Raw genomic sequence first — 17983 nt, forward strand, 5'->3', positions numbered from 1 at the left:
GCCCGCCCTCGCCATCCGAAACCGGAAGGACGCACCATGGCCCCTTCGGCAGCCCAGCGCACCGTGATCGAGAACTGCGCGATAGCGACCGTCGACGCCCAGGACACCGAGTACGCCTCGGGGCACGTCGTCATCGCGGACAACAGGATCGAGTCGGTCGGCGCGGGCCGGGCCCCCGAGGGCCTGACGGACGTGGTCCGCCGCATCGACGGCACCGGCCACCTGGCCACGCCGGGCCTCGTCAACACCCACCACCACTTCTACCAGTGGATCACCCGCGGCCTGGCCACCGACCACAACCTCTTCGACTGGCTCGTCGCCCTCTACCCCACCTGGGCGCGGATCGACGAGCAGATGGTGCACGCGGCCGCCCAGGGCTCCCTGGCGATGATGGCCCGCGGCGGCGTCACCACCGCCATGGACCACCACTACGTCTTCCCGCACGGCTCCGGCGACCTGTCCGGCGCGATCGTCGAGGCCGCCACCGACATGGGCGTGCGCTTCACCCTCGCCCGCGGCTCCATGGACCGCAGCGCCAAGGACGGCGGCCTGCCCCCGGACTTCGCGGTCGAGACCCTCGACGGCGCCCTCGCCGCCACCGAGGAGACCGTCCGCAGGCACCACGACCCCTCCTTCGACGCGATGACCCAGGTCGCCGTCGCCCCCTGCTCGCCCTTCTCCGTCTCCACCGAACTGCTCAGGCAGGGCGCGGAACTCGCCCGCCGGCTCGGCGTGCGCCTGCACACCCACGGCTCGGAGACCGTCGAGGAGGAGAAGTTCTGCCACGAACTGTTCGGCATGGGACCCACCGACTACTTCGAGTCGACCGGCTGGCTCGGCGAGGACGTGTGGATGGCGCACTGCGTCCACATGAACGACTCCGACATCGAGGCGTTCGCCCGCACCGGGACGGGCGTGGCCCACTGCCCCTCGTCCAACGCCCGCCTCGCCGCCGGCATCGCCCGCGTCCCCGACCTGCTGGCCGCCGGCGTCCCGGTCGGCCTCGGCGTCGACGGCACCGCGTCCAACGAGTCCGGCGAACTCCACACCGAACTGCGCAACGCGCTCCTCGTCAACCGGCTCGGCGCCCACCGCGAGGCCGCGCTGGGAGCCCGCCAGGCACTCCGGCTCGGCACGTACGGCGGCGCCCGGGTCCTCGGCCGCGCCGACCAGATCGGCTCCCTGGAAGCCGGCAAGCTCGCCGACCTCGTGCTGTGGAGGCTGGACACCCTCGCCCACTCCTCCATCGCCGACCCCGTCACCGCACTGGTCCTCGGCGCGGCGGCCCCGGTCACCGCGTCGTTCGTCAACGGCCGGCAGATCGTCGAGGACGACCGGCTGCTGACCGCCGACGAGGACGCCATCGCGCGTTCCACCAGGGACGAGGCCCGGCGCCTCGCCCGCATCGCCGCCCAGGGCTGAGCCCGGGCGCGCACCGTGAAGTCCGGCCGAGGGGGACGGCCCTCGGCCGGTCGCCGCGGACCCCGACGGGGCCCGCGGACGCCGGACCGGGGGGTGGCGTGCCGCAGAGGCACGCCACCCCCCGGGACGGTACTGGTCGCCCGCACGCGCAGGTACCGCCCCGCATCCCACCTCCGCACCCCCCCCACCGACCTCCCGCATCACCATCAGCACCTCCCCGAAACCCGTGTCACACCGCCGACGCGTTAACCGACCGGAGGAACCGCCGTGGCCGCCATGCCCAGGTCCCACAACGATGCAGGCAACCAGAACCCCGTCCCCGCCCCCGACACCCCTGCCGCCCCCGCGGGCGGGAAGCACCCGGTCGACGAGACGCTCCCGCCCGTACGCATGCTCACCAGCGGCCTCCAGCACGTGGCCGCCATGTACGCGGGCGTGGTCGCCCCGCCGCTGATCGTCGGAGCGGCCGTCGGCCTCTCCGCCGGCGAACTGACCTTCCTCACCGGCGCCAGCCTCTTCACCGCGGGCCTCGCCACCTTCCTCCAGACCCTCGGCGTCTGGAGGATCGGCGCCCAGCTGCCGTTCGTCAACGGCGTCACCTTCGCCGGCGTCGCCCCCATGCTCGCCATCGTCGACACGACGGACGACAAGGCCGACGCCCTCCCCGTCATCTTCGGCGCGATCATCGTCGCCGGCGCCCTCGGTTTCCTGGCGGCGCCCTGGTTCAGCAAGCTCGTCCGCTTCTTCCCGCCCGTCGTCACCGGCACGGTCATCACCCTGATCGGCGTCTCCCTGCTGCCCGTCGCCTTCGGCTGGGCGCAGGGACCGAACCCCGCCGCCGACGACTACGGCTCCGCGACGTACCTGACGCTGGCGGCCGTGACCCTGGTCGTCGTGCTGCTGCTACGCCGCTTCACCCGCGGGTTCGTCAAGCAGATCGCGGTCCTTATCGGCCTCGTCCTCGGCACCCTGATCGCCGTACCGTTCGGCGTCACGGACTTCAGCCCGGTCGTCGAGGCGGACCTCGTGGGCTTCCCCACGCCGTTCCACTTCGGCGCCCCGCAGTTCGCCGTCGCCGCGATCGTCTCCATGTGCGTGGTCATGCTCGTGTCGATGACCGAGTCCACCGCGGACATGCTGGCCCTCGGCGAGATCGTCGACAGGCCCGCCGACGAGCGGACCATCGCGGGCGGCCTGCGCGCCGACACCCTCGGCTCGGCGATCAGCCCCCTCTTCAACGGCTTCATGTGCAGCGCCTTCGCCCAGAACATCGGCCTCGTCGCGATGACCCGCATCCGCAGCCGCTTCGTCGTGGCCGTGGGCGGCGGCTTCCTGGTCCTCATGGGCCTGTGCCCCGTGGCGGCGTCGCTCATCGCGGTCGTGCCGCGCCCGGTCCTCGGCGGCGCGGGCGTCGTCCTCTTCGGGTCGGTCGCCGCGAGCGGCATCCAGACCCTCGTCCGGGCGGGCCTGGAGAAGGACAACAACGTCCTCATCGTCGCCGTGTCACTGGCCGTCGGGATCATCCCCATCACCGAGCCGGAGTTCTACCACGCCTTCCCGGAGACCGCGAAGATCATCCTGGACTCCGGCATCTCCACCGGCTGCGTCGCGGCCGTCCTCCTCAACCTCGTCTTCAACCACATCGGCGCCGCCTCCCGCCGCGACTCCGACGACGTGACGGCCCCGATGGAGCCGGGCGACGAGATCACCGAGGCCCGTACGGCGAAACCCGCGCCGGCGCACTGACCCGCGGGTCCGGTGACCGCCGCGGTCCCGCGCGACGACGGGCGCGCGGGGCCGAAGCCGCCGGCCTACCGGGCCCGGCCCAGCTGTTCCGCCAGCACCGCGACCTGCCGCCGCAGCGCCGCCGCCTCCTGCGACCGCTCGGCCGCGCCGGGCCCCTCCGGTCCCAGGGCCGCCACCAGGACGGCCAGCTCCGCCTCGGCCTCGGCGGGCCGCCCGGCATGGAGGAGGTTCAGCGCCAGACCGTACCGGACGTTCAGCACCGTCGGCGCGTCCGGCGGTACGACCGGGGCGAAATCGGCTATCAGCGCGCGCAGTTGGTCCACCGACTCGTCATGCCGGCACAGCCGGTGCAGAAGGTGGGCGCGGCGGTCGAGGAGCCGCAGCCGTTCGTTGTAGGCGCGTTCACGCGCCGGACTGACCGCACCGTACTGGCGCAGCAGGTCGTCCATCACCTCCAGCGCCTCCTCGTGGCGCTGCTGCGCGGCGAGATTGTCGGCGAGCATGCGCGCGGTGTGCAGGTGCAGGTGCGACCCGCGCGCGCCCGCACCCTCCAACTCGGCCAGCACCCGGCGGTGGAGCCGCTCGCCCTCGGCGAACAGGCCCGTCCGGTCCAGCGCGTGACCGAGGTGGTGCCGGGCGCTCAGGTCGTCGGCGTCGAGCCGCCCCTCCTCGACCAGGGACAGCAGGGTGCGCGCCTGCGCCACGGCCTCCTCACCCCTGCCGAGGTCGGTGAGGACCGCGATGAGCCCGGTCCGGTGGTGCAGGGCCTCCGTGCCCGGCCCGACGCCGTCCTCCAGGGCGACCAGGGCCCGGTACTCCCGCTCCGCCGCGGGCAGGTCGCCCCGCACGTACAGGGCGCGCGCCAGCGAGTGGCGGGTGGACACCGTGTTCGGGTGGTCGTCGCCGTGCTCCCGCCGGGCGGCCTCGTACAACGCGTACGCCGCGTCGATCCCCTCGCCGGAGTCGTCCGCGTGCCGCAGGGACAGCTGCTGCGCGTGGAGGGCGGCCGGGTGCTCCGGCGGCAGCGCCGCGGCCCTCTCGCGGAACAGCGCGGCGAACTCGTCCAGGAGGTCGTAGCTGTTGGAGACCACGGCGTAGCCGTGCGCCATGTTCGCCGCCGACAGGAACGCCACCAGCGTCGGCTCGTCGTGGTCGGGCACGGCCCGCAGACCGGCCCGCAGGTGGGGGACGAGCAGGTCCCACACCTTCCACATGCCCGGCTCGTCCGCGTCGACGGACGCCAGCCGCAGGGCCACCACCGATGCGGCGCGCCACAGCCGGTCGCGTTCCGCGGCGCGGGCCCGGCGGGCGTTCAGCCCACTGGCCTCCAGGACGAGGGGGTGCGCGGACAGACACGTCAGGACGAACGGCTCCTCGCCGTCCCCCTCGCCCAAGCGCAGGTCCTCCACCCGTACCAGACCCAGGTCGACCAGGGACTCCAGTGCCGCGTCACACCCCTCCACGCGGGCCGCGCCCGTGAACAGCCCGGACTCCTCCAGCGTGTCGAGGTCCAGCAACTGCGCGGGGAACGGAGAGGGGGCGAAGCACGACAGCAGCCGCAGCAGGAGGCGCGCCTCGGGCAGCGCCTGCGCCTCCAGCAGGTCCAGGCTCAGTTCCCATGTGCGGCCGATCAGCCGGCGCAGGCGCCGCTCGTCGCCGCCGGCCGCGCCGCCGAGCCGCTCGCCCCGGTCGAGCAGGTCGGGGCCGAGCCGGTCGAGCGCGGCGGCGTACCCGGCGAAGTCCCGCACGTGCGCACCGTCCCCGTCGCGGCGGTGCAGCAGGCCGGCACCGCGCGCGCTGCGGGCGAGGTACGCGCCGGCCAGCCGCAGTGCCAGCGGCAACCCGCCGAGCCGTTCGGCGAGCGCCCGGGCGTCCTGCGGTGAGCCAGCCTGGCCCGCCAGGTCGACGAGCACGCGTGCGCCGTCCTCCGGCGGGAGCACGTCCACCGGGTGGCACACCGCCTCCGCGCCCCAGACCATGGGGTTGCCGACCCGGCTCGTCACCACGGTGAGCCCCGCCGTGCCGGGCCGGACCCACTCGGTCAGCCCCTCCGGCTCGTCCATGTTGTCCAGCACCAGCAGCCAGGGCCGATCGGCTCCGTCCAGCGCGCGCCACACCAGGTCGGGGGCGCTGGTCAGGCCCTCCCAGGCTTCGTCCACCTCTGCCGCGGGGACGCCGAGTTCCCGGGCGACGCGGCGCATGCCGGTGTGCAGGGCGTCGCGGGTGGCGGCGGAGACCCACAGCACCTGGTGGCCGGAGCGCCGGGCGACGCGGGCGAGTTCGAGCGCGACGGTCGTCTTCCCGCTGCCGCCCAGGCCGCACAGCACGTGGACCCGTTCGCGGTCGGCCGCCAGCGCCGCCTCCAGCGTGCGCAGGAGCTCCGCACGGCCGCGCACGTGGTGCGGCAGTTCACCGTAGGGGGCCCGCAGCGAGGGTGCGCTCGGCGCCGCGGAGCCCGCCGTGCCCGCGCCCGGGTGCGGCACGGCGGGGGAAGGCGGCCGGGGTCCGGGTACGGCGCCGGCCGGGTGTCCGGGTACGGTCACGGGCAGGGGCGCGCTCCCGGGGGCCGGGTGGCCGGCGGGGTCGGCCCGCTCCTGCCGCCGGCCCTGCTCCTGACCGCGCCGGGCCGCCTCGTGCAGGCGCTTCCAGGAGGCGTCAGGCGCCACACCACAGTGCCGGAGCAGCGCGGTGACGGTCGGCCAGGTGGCGCGGTTGCCCCGCAGCGCGTCCGACACGGTGCTGCGGCTCAGCCCGGACGCCTCGGCGACCTCGCGGATGCCGCCGTACCCGGCCCTGCTCAGCACCGTCCGCAGACGCGTCGCCAACTCCCGCATCCCCGGCGGGGCGTCCGCATCGACCGATCCGGACACCGTGTCCGTGCCGCCCTCCACACGCCCCTCCGTTCGCCGACTCCGCGACACACCCTACGAGGTGTTCGCGCGCCCGGCCGCCCGGTGCCCACCGTTCGAGGAGACCGGCCGGGAGCGTGGCCCGGACGGGTCGGAGCAGGGCTCGGACAAGGCTCGGACACGTGCGGACACGGCCGGACGCCGTGGGGAGGACCGCAGGCCGGGACGGTGCCGTCCGCGTCCGTCCGGGCCCTGTCCGAACGGACTGCCGGACACCTGGCGCCGCGCCCTATCCAGGAGTCGTCACGGGCGCCCGGCCCGTGACGACGAGGAGGAACCGGCAGTGGAGACAGCCCAGTCGCTCATGGAGCACGGACCGGAGATCGTGGCGGTCGCCCGCCTGCTGTGGGGTCTGTGGCGAGTGTGCCGATCGAGGCGGATGGGTTCGGCGGCGCGCCGGACGGCCACCGCCCTGCGCCGGCGCCTCACCCCGCGCGGCCGCCGCGGGCACCGCGCCTGACCACCCGCCGGTCCGCCCCCGCAGCGAGGTGCGGGGGCGGACCGGCCTCAGCGGGGTGGTGCCCCCTCCCACGCCATGAGGTTGTTGAACAGCTCGGCCTGCTCGACTGCGTCGTCCAGCGCGTGATGGGTGTGCCGCCGGGTCGGCAGCAGCTCGCGCGGCATCGTCCGCTTGGCGACGGCGCGCAGCGGCATGCGCGCCTTCGTCGCGTACAGCGTCTTCATGTCCAGGCACCCCGAGTGCCCGAACGGGCTCTCGCCGGTGAACCGGATCAGGTACCAGTACAGGAACGTCCAGTCGTACGAGGCGGGGTAGCCGCACATCACCGGCTGGGCGTCCCCGCTCACCCTCCGCACCCACGCGGTGAACGCCCGCAGCGCCGCCCCCGGTTCGGCGCCCTCGGCGCGCAGCCGCTCCCGGTCCAGCCCGCTCACCGCGAGCGCCTCGGGGACGAAGTCCCCGCTGATCGGCCGCAGTTCGCGGTAGAACGTCGCCGCCTTCGGACCGGCCGGCACGTACCCGTCGGCGTCCTGCCGCCCGGCGACGGCGGCGCCGAGGCTCAGCATCGAGTACGGGCCCGGGATGGGCCCGTCGGCCTCGATGTCGACGGAGACGTACAGGCTGGGGCGGGGACGCTGGACCATGCGGCGGAGCATGCCACGGCGGACCCCCGGGCCCCCACCGAATATCGCCGTGCGTCCCGGACGGGCGGGGCGTTACCCGGTGCGGCCCCCCGCCGGGGAGGCGCCCGCCGGCCAGTCCGGCCGGCGCCCGCTGAGGCCGATGACCCGGTCCAGGAGCGGCGCGCCGTCCGGTACGGGCACGGGCGGGCCGAACGGCCCCTTCCCGTCCGCGCGTTCGGCGGCGGACGGTGCCAGGAACGCGTACGACACCCGCAGCTCGTCGTCGCCCGGCGCGTACGGCATGCCGGTCGCCCGCGCCAGGTCCCAGCCGTGGACCAGCAGCTCGTCGAAGGCGACCAGCCCCGCCACCGCCCCCGGCAGGTCGACGCCGCCCGCCCGTGTCATCCCCTCCCAGGCGCCCGGCTCCCCCCACGCCTCCGCCAGCTCCTCCAGCCGCCGGGGGAACACGGTCCGCCACCCGTCCGCGAGCACCGGCCGCGCGTCGCCGGGATCCGTGTCCGTGGTCGGCCCGAACTCCTTGCGCGCCGCGTCCCGGAAGGCGAGGGCGAGCCCGCCGACGTGGGCGAGCAGCTCCCGTACCGCGTAGTCGGGGCAGGGCGTGGGCAGGTCGAGCCACCCGTCCTCGACCCGGGACACCAGCCCGGCGACACGGCGGGCCACGGGCCCGAGGTCCACTCTCTCGATCGATGTCTCCATACACACACAGACCGCCGCCACCCCCGGAACTCATCGCCGCCCCCGAGCCCCCTCCGCCCGCCGCCGGCACCCCGGCACTCACCGCCCTCCCCGGCCTCCCTCCGTCCGCCGCCGGCACTCCCCGGCGAGCCACGGGTAGGCCTGCGCGATCGCCGCGTCCACCCGCTGCCGCAGCAGCCGCTCCGCCTCCGCCCGCCCCGAGGCGGCGAACAACCCGTCCAGCAGCGCGTCGTACGACCGCAACGCGCTCCGCAGGTACCCGACCTGCCACCGCGCCAGGTCCCCGGCCGCCCCGTCGTCCGCCCCGGCCCCGCCGATCTCCCGCCGGTACCGCACGGCGCGGCGCTCCAGCTCCGCGGGCGGCAGGATCGGCACCCGGATCGGCTCGGCCCGCAGCGTCGCCAGGACGGCCCGCCGCCTCCGCTCGGCCGCCACGCGCACTCCCGCCGCCCCGCCGGCCCGCGCGCACCCGAACTCCCGCGCCCGCTCCACGGCCTCCACCCGGGCCAGCAGGTACAGCCGCACGGGCGCCCCGGCACCCCGCCGCGGACTGCGCCCCTGCACGTCCGGCTGCCCCAGCAGGTCCCGCACCATCCCGTCGGTCCACCCCCGCGAACGCAGCCCCTCCAACGACACGAACGTCGTACGGTCCGTCACGTCTCCCCCTGGATTCGACTACTCTCAGTGACGAATCCAGTGAAGCACCCCCCACTGACAACGCCCCGCGCGGAAGCGGGACGGGGCCTGCCGCAGAGGACGTGCGGCCGGGCCACCCGTACACGCCCGTACAAGGGGGTGCCCCGCCACCGGATCGCGACCGGCGGCGGGGCACCGACGTGACCGGAGCGGTCAGGCGTCCTTGGCGTACGCGACGAACGACGCCCACTGATGGCCGTCGAACGCCAGGGACGGCCCCGCCGCGTGCTTGGAGTCCCGTACGCGCACGGCACCAGAAAGGGCCGCCACCTCGACGCACTGGCCGCCCTCGGCGCCGCTGTAGCTGCTCTTGAACCAGGCCGGCTCGGGTGCGGCAGGCGCTATGGTGTCGTTCCCGCTCATAGTTCTCCCAACAACCTCTCGATGGCATGCAGTGACTCACTCGGGGTGAGGGCTTGCGCCCGGATGATCCCATAGCGGGATGTGATCACACGGACCTCCTCGCGCCCTGTGACCAGCGTGCCTCGGCCCTGCACTTCCATATAGGCAACGGGCTCACTGCCTTTGCCGGTCAGCAACGTGAACGGGCCGTCCACACCGGCATTGTCCTCCCGGTCCGTCGGCATGACCTGAATCTCCACGTTGCGCTTCTGGCCGATGAGCAGAAGCTGTTCGAGTTGTCCGCGATGGACTGCCGCCCCACCAAGTCGTCGCCGCAGTACCGACTCCTCGATCACCGAACTCATCAACGGCGCGGGCCTCCGCGAGAAGATCTCCTGCCGGGCCAGTCGCGCGGCGACCCGCTGCTCGATCGTCTCCTCGTCCAGCAGGGGGCGGCGCATGCCGAACACCGCACGGGCGTACTCCTCGGTCTGGAACAGGCCGTTCACCACGTGCGTGTCGTAGAAGTGCAGCTCCACCGCCTGCGCCTCCACCCGCGCCGCGTCCCGGAAGAAGCTCGGGTACCGGACCCGCGCCACCTCCTCCTTCCGCGCCGCCAGGACGCCCTTCGCCCCCAGCGCCTCGTCCGCCTTCTCGAGGAAGGGCTCCTTGGGGATGCGGCGGCCCTGTTCGACGGACGCCACCAGGGCCTCGCTGTACCCGAGTCGTTCCCCGAGTTCCGCCTGAGACAGCCCGGCCAGCGTCCTTAAGATCTTCAACTGCTTCCCGAAGGACCTCAGGACCTCGGCCCCCGGGTCGTCCCCGTCGTGCTCGGCGCTGTCCGTCGGCCCCTCCGGCCGACGTTCCTCCGTCATGCTCCCCACCTCCGCTTGACCGTCGCAGGGGTAACGGATCGACGCTCCGACAGGCCACGCCCCGTACCCGTACAGCGGCCGTCCGTACCCGCGGCACCGCTGGTGGGCCCCCGTACCGGCCAAGATCCTCGTAGGCATGACGACCGAAACACCCCCTCCCGCCGCCGGCGCCGTCCGCGAGTTCGCGATGAGGTTCACCTCGACCCCGCGCGGCGCCCGCCTCGCCCGCCGGCTGGTCTCGCACCGGCTGCACGACTGGGGCCACCCGTACGGCGGTTCCGTCAACGAGACCGTGACGCTGTTCGCCGCCGAACTGACCGCGAACGCCGTGCGCCACGGCCACGTACCCGGCCGGGACTTCGCGGTGCGGCTCCTGGCCGCGGGGGTGGTCGTCCGCGTCGAGGTCGCCGATACGCGCACGGAGCGTCGGCCTTCACCGGAAAGGCCCTGCCCGCCGCGACCCGACGACGAGTCCGGCCGCGGCCTGCTCCTCGTCGCCGAACTCGCCGACCGGTGGGGCGTCGCGCCGCGCACCGGAGCGCCCGGCAAGAACGTCTGGGCGGAAGTCGGCCTCGTTTCGCGGTGAGGCCGGTTGCCCGGCCGGCGGCTCAAGGCGCACATCCCCTCGTGGAGGTGCGGTGTACAGGCGGGTTCCGTCGCCCTCAGACGCCGTCCTGTACGTAAGAGTCGTAGTAGTGCTCGCCGCCGACGAGGACCGAGGTGACGCAGAGGGGCAGGCCATCGCGGGTGCGGGGTACCTCCTGGGACGTCTGGCGGGTGAAGCCCAGCGAGACGCCGGGGATGAACGGATATTCGACCTCCGTCCGGTCGACGGTCCAGCCGCGTTCCTCCGCCTTGCGGAAGAGGTCCTCGGCCGGGGTCGTGAAGACGTCGTCACCGTCGAGCAGCACGCGCACGTCGGTCCGGCGGCCTTCTCCGGGCCACCACAGCTCGACCGCGGTGACGGCCTCGCCGGAGCCCTCCAGAAGCACGTTGATCCTGATCTCCTGGCACGCCGTGAGGATCTTCTTCGTCGGGTGGCCGGTGGGAGGCAGGACTTTGGGTGTCCCCCAGGGAGCGACGGCGGCGAGGGCTTCTTCGGGGGTCATCCCGAGGCGTACGGGGCCGACGCCGTGTGGCGGGTCAAGGATGAGGTCCATCAGGATTCGTATCTCCTCGTGTTGTGTCTACTTGAGAACGTCGTAGTCGATCGTCCAGCCCCGCTTCTGCAACATCTTCTGGAACTTCCTGTTGTGCTGAAGGCTTTCGATCATATCTTTGATGTGCTGGTCGTACTTGGTCCCGAAGTTGGCCCGGATTTCGTCGATGTCCATCTTCATCGCCAGGTCCCACCGTCCTGCGTCGATGAGGGCCCGCTGTTTCGCGCGCCAGGCTTTGGACTCGGCACCCGATCCGGTGCTGGTCACTCCGCGGTGGTCGTCGATTTCCATGCGGATGGACGGCCCCATCCCCGCGCCGCCACCACTGCTGTTCGTCCGGAATCCCGGCTCGTCCAGATGGGCGTACGAGTTCTTCGCGGGGATGTGGTTGATCTCCATGTCCACGTCGGTTCGCCGGGTACCGTCGTCGTTCTTCAGGTTGGCGGGCGTCAACCCGCTGTACCAGCCGCCGTCCTCCGTGCAGCCCTTGGCGATCAGCCCCTCGGGGTCCATCCACAGGTGCGGATTGACGACGTAGGCCACCGGGTTGGGGGCGGCGTCGAGGCCCAGCGGGTCCGGGCTGAGGTACCGGCCGATCGTGGGGTCGTAGTAGCGGAAGCAGTTGTAGTAGAGGCCGGTCTCCGGGTCGTCGTACTGGCCGGGGAACCGCAGAGGGGTGTAGGCGAGGGCGCCTCGGTTCCACGACGTCGTCCCCCACACTGTCGTACGGCTCTGCCAGGCGATCCCGCCGTTCTCGTCCACCAGTTCCGTCGGCGCGCCGATCAGGTCGGTGACGATGGCGAAGAACCGCGCGTCGACCTCCTGGTCCGTGATGGACGGTTGGAGGGCGCCGGTGCGGCGCTCCAGTTGGGTGAGCGGAACGCGGCCGTCGTAGTCCCAGGTCAGCGTGGTGCCCTGTGCTGTGTCGAACTGTTCGACGAGAGTGGTGCCGTCCCAGCTGAAGTAGACCGAGTGCACGACGGCGCCCTCGTCGTCCGTTCGGTGCTTGGCGCTCCGCCTGCCCAGCGGGTCGTAGGCGTAGCGCCAGAGCGTGCCGTCGGGTGTGCGGCAGGCGATCAGCCGGTCCTCGGCGTCCCAGGTGTAGTGCCATGTGTCGGGCTTGCGGGAGAGCCGGGTCTTCCGCCGTGCCACCGTACGGCCGGCGTCGTCGTAGGCGTACCGGACGTTCCCCGCCGCCAGCAGACGGGTTCCCTCGTAGGTGCGCACACCCTTCTCCTCGGCGCGCCGCGCATGGCCGGGCCAGTCGCCGAGAGTCTGGTTGCCGGCGTGGTCGTAGGCGTAGGTCTCGGACCAGTTCTCCGCCGTCACGCGCAGGGGGCGACCGACCGGGTCGAGATCGAAGTGCTTGGTGATGCCGGACGCCTCGTCGGTGATCCGGTCGAGGAAGCCGTCGGCGCGGTAGCCGTAGGAGCGGGCGTGCAGTGCCCGGTCCCCGAAGGCCACGGTGCGGGAGGACAGACGGCCCGCGTCGTCCCAGTGGGAGGTGAGGGTCAGTGGTGAGGGGCCGTCCCCGATGGTGCGGGTGCGTTCACGGCCCCGGGGGTCACGGGTGAAGGCCAGTGGGTGGCCGCCGCTGTCGAGCGTGGTGCGGTTGCCCGCCGCGTCGTACCCGGTCTCCGACACGACGCCGCTCGGGGTGGTGCGGCGGATGGTCCGCCCGGCGGCGTCGTAGGCGAAGCGCATGGTGCGCCCGTCGACCGTCTCGGCCGTCACCCGTCCGCACGCGTCGCGTTCCCAGGTGACCGTGGAGGTGGGGGATATCGCGGCGAGCAGTTCACCGGCCGCGTCGTACGTGTACCGGGTGACCTGCCCGGCCACGTCCTTGGATATCACCCTTCCGCAGTCGTCGTAGGTGAGGGATATTCGTTCGCCCGACGGTGTCGTCCGGCTGGTCAGGCGCCCCGCTGCGTCGTAGGCGTAGCGGAGGGTGCGGCCGTCGAAGTCGGTCTCCGATATGAGGTGGCCTGCGGCGTCGTAGGCGTACCGCCAGGTGAGGCCCTGGGGGTTGCGCACCTCGGTGAGTCGCAGCTCCGTGTCGTAGGAGAACTCGTAGCGCGCTCCGTCCGCACCGGTCCGCGCGGAGAGCAGCCCGAAGTGTGCGTACTCGAAGCGGGTGGTGTCGCCTCGAGGGTCGGTGCGGGACAGGCAGTTGCCCTCGTCGTCCCAGGTCCACGTCTCCTCGGTGCCGTCAGGGCGGACGCAGCGGGACAACCAGCCCTGTGGCGTCCACTCCATGGCGGTGACCGCTCCGGCGGGGTCCGTGACGCGCAACGGCCGGCCGAAGGCGTCGCGTTCGACCGTGTGCCGGTGACCGAGCGGGTCGGTGAGCGTGAGGGGGACGCCCACGCGGTCGTAGAGGAGGTGGGTGCTCGCGCCTGTGGGGTCCGTCTGCTCGACGACCTCGCCGTGGGGGCCGACGCGGTAGCGCGCGGTGCTGCCGTCGGGTGCGGTGAGGGCGATCCGGTTGCCGCGGTCGTCGTACTCCTGCCGCCAGGTCGTGCCGTCCGTACCCGTTGCTCGCACCGGTAGGTTGAGAGCGTTGTACGCGAGGGTGGAGGTGGACCCGTCGGGCTGCCGTACAGCTGTCAGGTTGCCGTGGTCGTCCCAGCCGAACTCGGCGGTGTTGCCGAGCTCGTCCGTGCGGGACAGCAGGTTGTCGTACCGGTCCCACTGGCGCAGCACCGTGTTGCCCAGGGGATCGGTCTCCGCGACGACCTGGCCGAGCTCGTTGAGGCGGGTGACGGTGACCGCGCCGGTGGAGTCGGTGAAGCGGGTGATCCGGTTCTCCGTGTCGTAGGAGAAGGCGGATGACAGGGCATCACTGGGCCCGTGTGTCTCCACGACCCGGCCGGCCGAGTCGTAGACGTACGCGTACGTGTGACCGTTGCGGTCGGTCCACGAGGTGACCCGGTGCTCGGCGTCGTAGGTGAACCGCAGCGGAGGACCACCGGCGTTGCTGATCGTCTCCAGGTTCCCGGCGGGGTCGTAGCCGAAGGACGCCACCCGGACAGGGCCGTCCGGCGTGTGCACGTCCAGCGCGGTCACGCGTCCGCTGTCCTGGTCCGAGGACACGGCTACCCGGTAGCCGCCCTCGTGGACGACCATCGTCGGCACCCCGTCCTCGTCGCGGCCCAGGCGGACGGTGTTGCCGTTGCGGTCCTCGATCTCCGTCAGCCAGTAGTGGCCGCCCGCCTGGTACGGGCTGCCGGTGAAGCGCCGGATCAGGCCCGAGTGAGGGTCCGTGGCCGCGTACGTGACGTCGCCGAGGGCACCGCGCATCTCGAGGCGGAGGGGGATCCGCTCCCCCTCCAACGGCAGCAGCTCCTGCCCTTCCTGGGAGGGCATGCCGGGATAGAGCAGGACGGAGCCGTCCTCCCGAGCCCACGCGACGCACGTTCCGGCCGGCTCCAGCCGCTCGTCGAGCGTGCACGCCCAACTGCGACCGAAGCTGTGGCCGTAGCGATAGCTGGAGATGTGAGTGCGCTTCAGCAGCAGCGGCAGTGTGCCCGGCAGCGCCAGATCCGTCTGGGCGAGCACCATCTCACCCGTCGCGACGTCGACCGGGTCGGTCTTGCACCGCCGGTTCAGCAGTGACGTGGCGATCTCGCGCGCACGGTCCCGTGCCCTGCTCAGCAAAGGGGGCCGTGCTCGCCCTTGGCCGCCACCCCCGCCGCGGCCGCCGGGCGCGTGCTTGCCGTCGTCCTTGCTGTTGATCTTCTTGATGCTGTCGCGGACGTCGAGGTCGGTGTTCTTGTGCGTCCTGGAGCTGCCCCGCAGGGCGTCGGGGAGTTTCTTGCCGATGTGGTCGCCCAGGTCGGCGAGTGCCTTGGTCAGCTTCTCCATGACGCCGTCGATGGTGGTGTCCAGGACGGCGGTCAGGGAGTCACGGCCCTTGGCGCGGCCGTGGTGGCCCTTGGCCTTGCCGAGCTTGCCGCCGGTCTTGTCGCGCATGGCGACCTGCACGCTGTTCAGGTGCGTGCCGGCGCGGCCGTGGGCGTCGTGATCGATCTTCGGACCGCCCCCTCCGCCCGCCCCACCGCCTCCGGCGGAGGCGAGCTGCAGACCTTCCTTGCCTGCCTGCGCGGTCTGCCCGGTGTTGTAGCCGTTCTGCACGCCGGTCATGTTCAGCGCGGTTTGTATCGCCAGGTCCGCGGCCACGTTCTCGAGGGCGGCGACGGCGGGTTCCGTCAGGGTCGCGACGATCTCGGCGACGGCGGCGTCCGCCATCTCCTTGAGGATCCTCTTGAACGCTATTCGGGTGGCGGCGATCTTCGCCGCGCCGAACAGCGTCGACAGGCCCGCCGTGACCGGGGCGAGGGCGAGGGTGATGCCGACGCTGGCGGCCAGGTCGGCGAGTTCGGCGACGGCGGCTATCTTACGGGCGACGATGATGTCCGCGACCCGGTCCAGCGCGCCCGCGATGGTACGGGCGGCCTTCCCCAGGTCCTTGTGCTTGCCCTGGACCTTCTTCCAGTGCGCGTCCAACGCTGTCAGCGACTCGCTGCCGCCCGTCGACAGCAGTGTCTGTATGTGCCCGTGTGCCACGCCGGCGTCATCGTCCGCGCCGTCCGCGAACTCCCGCAACGAGGTGGCCATGTCCCGGTACGCGTCCTCGTCGACGTTGGGCCATCCCACGCCGACGATGTCCAGCACTGCGTCGACACCTTCGGGAATCGTGTAACCCATGACGCACCATCCCCCCGATGCGGTAGACAAGCAAACAAGATCAGTCAGCATGCCATGAGGGACCGACAGCAGCCGAGGGGCTTCCAGGACTTCCGTGGCTCCCGCTTCCCGGTGCCTGGCCGATCAGCACGGTGGCACGTGACCTGCGGCGGACACGGGCCGTACACGAAATGGGCCGACCTGGACCGATGGCGCCAAGGCGGGACCGTGGGCCTGGGCCGCGTCCACCCCCGGTCCGCTCAACCTGGTGATCCGGGCGCGTCGACGTCTGTTCGTCGTGGGTGACCACGACGCCTGGCAACGGCATGCGTACGTCGACGTGCCGGCCACGCGGCTGCCCCGCCTGCCGGAGGACGAACACGACGCCGTGCGGGCGCTCACGCCGCCGGCCCTGCCGGGCGGACGGCGCTGCCGGTGACGTCGTCCGGACCGGTGGAGCGGAGCCGTGCGTGGTACCGCCCCCCGGCGCTGTGCGGCGCCGGGGGGCGGGGCGGCCCCGGGAGGGGCGGTCGGCTGCTGTGCGGGTCAGCCGACGAGCTGTTCGTACGCGGGGAGGGTGAGGAAGTCGGCGTAGTCCTCGTCCAGGGCGACCTTCAGGAGGAGGTCGTGGGCCTGCTGCCACCTGCCGGCCGCGAAGGCCTCCTCGCCGAGTTCGGCGCGGATCGCGGCCAGTTCCTCCGCGGCGACCCTGCGGGCCAGTTCGGGGGTGGCCTTCTCGCCGTTCTCGAAGACGACGCCGGCGTTGGTCCACTGCCAGATCTGGGAGCGGGAGATCTCCGCCGTCGCCGCGTCCTCCATCAGGTTGAAGATGGCGACCGCGCCGAGGCCGCGGAGCCACGCCTCGATGTAGCGGATGCCGACCTGCACCGCGTTGACCAGGCCGGCGTACGTCGGCCTGGCGTCCAGGGAGTCGACGGCGATCAGGTCGGCGGCGCTGACGTCGACGTCCTCGCGCAGGCGGTCCTTCTGGTTCGGCCGGTCGCCGAGGACCGCGTCGAAGGAGGCCATCGCGATCGGGACGAGGTCGGGGTGGGCCACCCACGAGCCGTCGAAGCCGTCCGCGGCCTCGCGGTCCTTGTCCGCCTTGACCTTCTCGAAGGCGACCTTGTTGACCTCGGGGTCCTTGCGGGACGGGATGAAGGCCGCCATGCCGCCGATCGCGTGCGCGCCCCGCTTGTGGCAGGTGCGGACGAGGAGTTCGGTGTACGCGCGCATGAACGGGGCCGTCATGGTGACCGCGTTGCGGTCGGGGAGGACGAACCGGGCGCCGCCGTCACGGAAGTTCTTGACGAGGGAGAACAGGTAGTCCCAGCGGCCCGCGTTCAGCCCGGAGGCGTGGTCGCGCAGCTCGTACAGGATCTCCTCCATCTCGTACGCGGCCGTGATCGTCTCGATGAGGACGGTCGCGCGGACGGTGCCCCGGTCGATGCCCAGGTGGTCCTGCGCGAAGACGAACACGTCGTTCCAGAGGCGGGCCTCCAGGTGCGACTCGGTCTTCGGGAGGTAGAAGTACGGGCCCTTGCCGAGGTCCTGCAACCGCCGCGCGTTGTGGAAGAAGTACAGGCCGAAGTCGACCAGGGCGCCGGGCACCGGGCGGCCGTCGCCGACCAGGTGGCGCTCCTCCAGGTGCCAGCCGCGGGGGCGCATGACGACGGTCGCCAGCTCCTCGGCGGGGCGCAGCGCGTACGACTTGCCGCTGCGCGGGTCGGTGAAGTCGATGCGCCGCTCGTAGGCGTCGATCAGGTTGAGCTGGCCGAGGACGACGTTCTCCCAGGTGGGGGCGGAGGCGTCCTCGAAGTCGGCGAGCCAGACGCGCGCGCCGGAGTTGAGCGCGTTGACGGTCATCTTGCGGTCGGTGGGACCGGTGATCTCCACCCGGCGGTCGTCGAGGGCGGCCGGTGCCGGGGCGACCCGCCAGCTGTCGTCCTCCCGGATGTGCGCGGTCTCCGGGAGGAAGTCGAGCGTGCTGGTGCGGGCGATCTCGGCGCGGCGCTCGGCGCGGCGGGCGAGGAGCTCGTCACGCCGGGGCGTGAACCGCCGGTGCAGCTCCGCCACGAAGGCCAGGGCGGCGTCGGTGAGGACCTCCTCCTGTCGGGGCAGGGGCTCGGCATCGACGATGGCCAGCGGAGACGGCGCTGGTGCGGACATGAGCTGTCACTTCCTTCAGCGGGCTTGGCGGGGCGGCGGGCGGCGCGGCCGCCGGGCCCATACGCGCGTGGCACGGAGTGCCGCATGAGCCGTGGTGCGGTCGCGGGCGCCTGTGAACTGGCTGGTCCTTCTGATCAGTGGATACTAGTTTCCTCATGGTGGAAGTTCAATGGATTGT

14 protein-coding genes are annotated in these 17983 nt (G+C 72.6%); 5 read left to right on the plus strand and 9 right to left on the minus strand.

The features are described from left to right. Window positions 1–36 precede the first annotated feature (36 nt). Window positions 37–1422 (plus strand): 8-oxoguanine deaminase, encoded by a 1386-nt coding sequence (locus IE106_RS09930; protein ID WP_189532055.1) that lies wholly within the window; start codon window positions 37–39, stop codon window positions 1420–1422. A 267-nt stretch (window positions 1423–1689) separates the two neighbouring features. After that, window positions 1690–3168 (plus strand): nucleobase:cation symporter-2 family protein, encoded by a 1479-nt coding sequence (locus tag IE106_RS09935; protein WP_373295926.1) that lies wholly within the window; start codon window positions 1690–1692, stop codon window positions 3166–3168. A gap of 65 nt (window positions 3169–3233) precedes the next feature. On the opposite strand, the gene IE106_RS30665 is transcribed toward IE106_RS09935, so the two are convergent. Continuing rightward, entirely contained in the window at window positions 3234–6059 is a 2826-nt protein-coding gene (locus IE106_RS30665; protein WP_189532057.1) for an NB-ARC domain-containing protein, read from the minus strand. Window positions 6060–6360: 301 nt separating this feature from the next. Between IE106_RS30665 and IE106_RS09945 the strand changes: the two genes are divergently transcribed. Further along, window positions 6361–6537: a hypothetical protein gene (locus tag IE106_RS09945; protein ID WP_189532059.1), complete on the plus strand. Its 177-nt coding sequence runs from the start codon at window positions 6361–6363 to the stop codon at window positions 6535–6537. Between the two features lie 47 nt (window positions 6538–6584). On the opposite strand, the gene IE106_RS09950 is transcribed toward IE106_RS09945, so the two are convergent. The 5 genes from IE106_RS09950 to IE106_RS09970 all read right to left on the minus strand — a co-directional run bounded on the left by IE106_RS09950 (window position 6585) and on the right by IE106_RS09970 (window position 9790). After that, complete coding sequence (locus IE106_RS09950) at window positions 6585–7181, minus strand: 3'-5' exonuclease (protein WP_189532061.1); 597 nt, start codon at window positions 7179–7181, stop codon at window positions 6585–6587. 72 nt (window positions 7182–7253) lie between these two features. Then, the gene (locus IE106_RS09955; RefSeq protein WP_189532063.1) at window positions 7254–7877 is read right to left on the minus strand and encodes a TIGR03086 family metal-binding protein; all 624 of its coding nucleotides are present in this window, start codon (window positions 7875–7877) and stop codon (window positions 7254–7256) included. A gap of 78 nt (window positions 7878–7955) precedes the next feature. After that, window positions 7956–8534 (minus strand): hypothetical protein, encoded by a 579-nt coding sequence (locus IE106_RS09960; protein ID WP_189532065.1) that lies wholly within the window; start codon window positions 8532–8534, stop codon window positions 7956–7958. A 192-nt stretch (window positions 8535–8726) separates the two neighbouring features. Beyond that, window positions 8727–8936, minus strand: coding sequence for a DUF397 domain-containing protein (locus IE106_RS09965; protein WP_189532067.1), 210 nt, complete (start codon window positions 8934–8936; stop codon window positions 8727–8729). Then, window positions 8933–9790, minus strand: a complete 858-nt coding sequence (locus IE106_RS09970) for a helix-turn-helix domain-containing protein (protein WP_189532069.1) — start codon at window positions 9788–9790, stop codon at window positions 8933–8935. Before IE106_RS09970 ends, IE106_RS09965 begins: the two co-directional genes overlap by 4 nt. Window positions 9791–9926: 136 nt before the next feature. Between IE106_RS09970 and IE106_RS09975 the strand changes: the two genes are divergently transcribed. Then, window positions 9927–10376 carry an ATP-binding protein gene (locus tag IE106_RS09975; RefSeq protein WP_229840219.1) on the plus strand — a complete coding sequence of 150 codons (450 nt, stop codon included), beginning with the start codon at window positions 9927–9929 and terminating at the stop codon, window positions 10374–10376. A gap of 76 nt (window positions 10377–10452) precedes the next feature. On the opposite strand, the gene IE106_RS09980 is transcribed toward IE106_RS09975, so the two are convergent. Next, window positions 10453–10950, minus strand: coding sequence for a hypothetical protein (locus IE106_RS09980; protein ID WP_189532071.1), 498 nt, complete (start codon window positions 10948–10950; stop codon window positions 10453–10455). A gap of 27 nt (window positions 10951–10977) precedes the next feature. Continuing rightward, window positions 10978–15657, minus strand: a complete 4680-nt coding sequence (locus IE106_RS09985) for an RHS repeat-associated core domain-containing protein (protein ID WP_189532073.1) — start codon at window positions 15655–15657, stop codon at window positions 10978–10980. A 247-nt stretch (window positions 15658–15904) separates the two neighbouring features. Between IE106_RS09985 and IE106_RS09990 the strand changes: the two genes are divergently transcribed. Continuing rightward, window positions 15905–16075: a hypothetical protein gene (locus IE106_RS09990; RefSeq protein WP_189532075.1), complete on the plus strand. Its 171-nt coding sequence runs from the start codon at window positions 15905–15907 to the stop codon at window positions 16073–16075. Between the two features lie 107 nt (window positions 16076–16182). Here IE106_RS09990 and aceB read toward each other — a convergent pair whose 3' ends face one another. Next, window positions 16183–17805 carry a malate synthase A gene (aceB, locus tag IE106_RS09995; protein ID WP_189532077.1) on the minus strand — a complete coding sequence of 541 codons (1623 nt, stop codon included), beginning with the start codon at window positions 17803–17805 and terminating at the stop codon, window positions 16183–16185. Window positions 17806–17983: the final 178 nt, after the last annotated feature.

It is taken from the genome of Streptomyces roseolilacinus (genome assembly GCF_014649335.1).
Taxonomy (GTDB): Bacteria; Actinomycetota; Actinomycetes; order Streptomycetales; family Streptomycetaceae; genus Streptomyces; species Streptomyces roseolilacinus.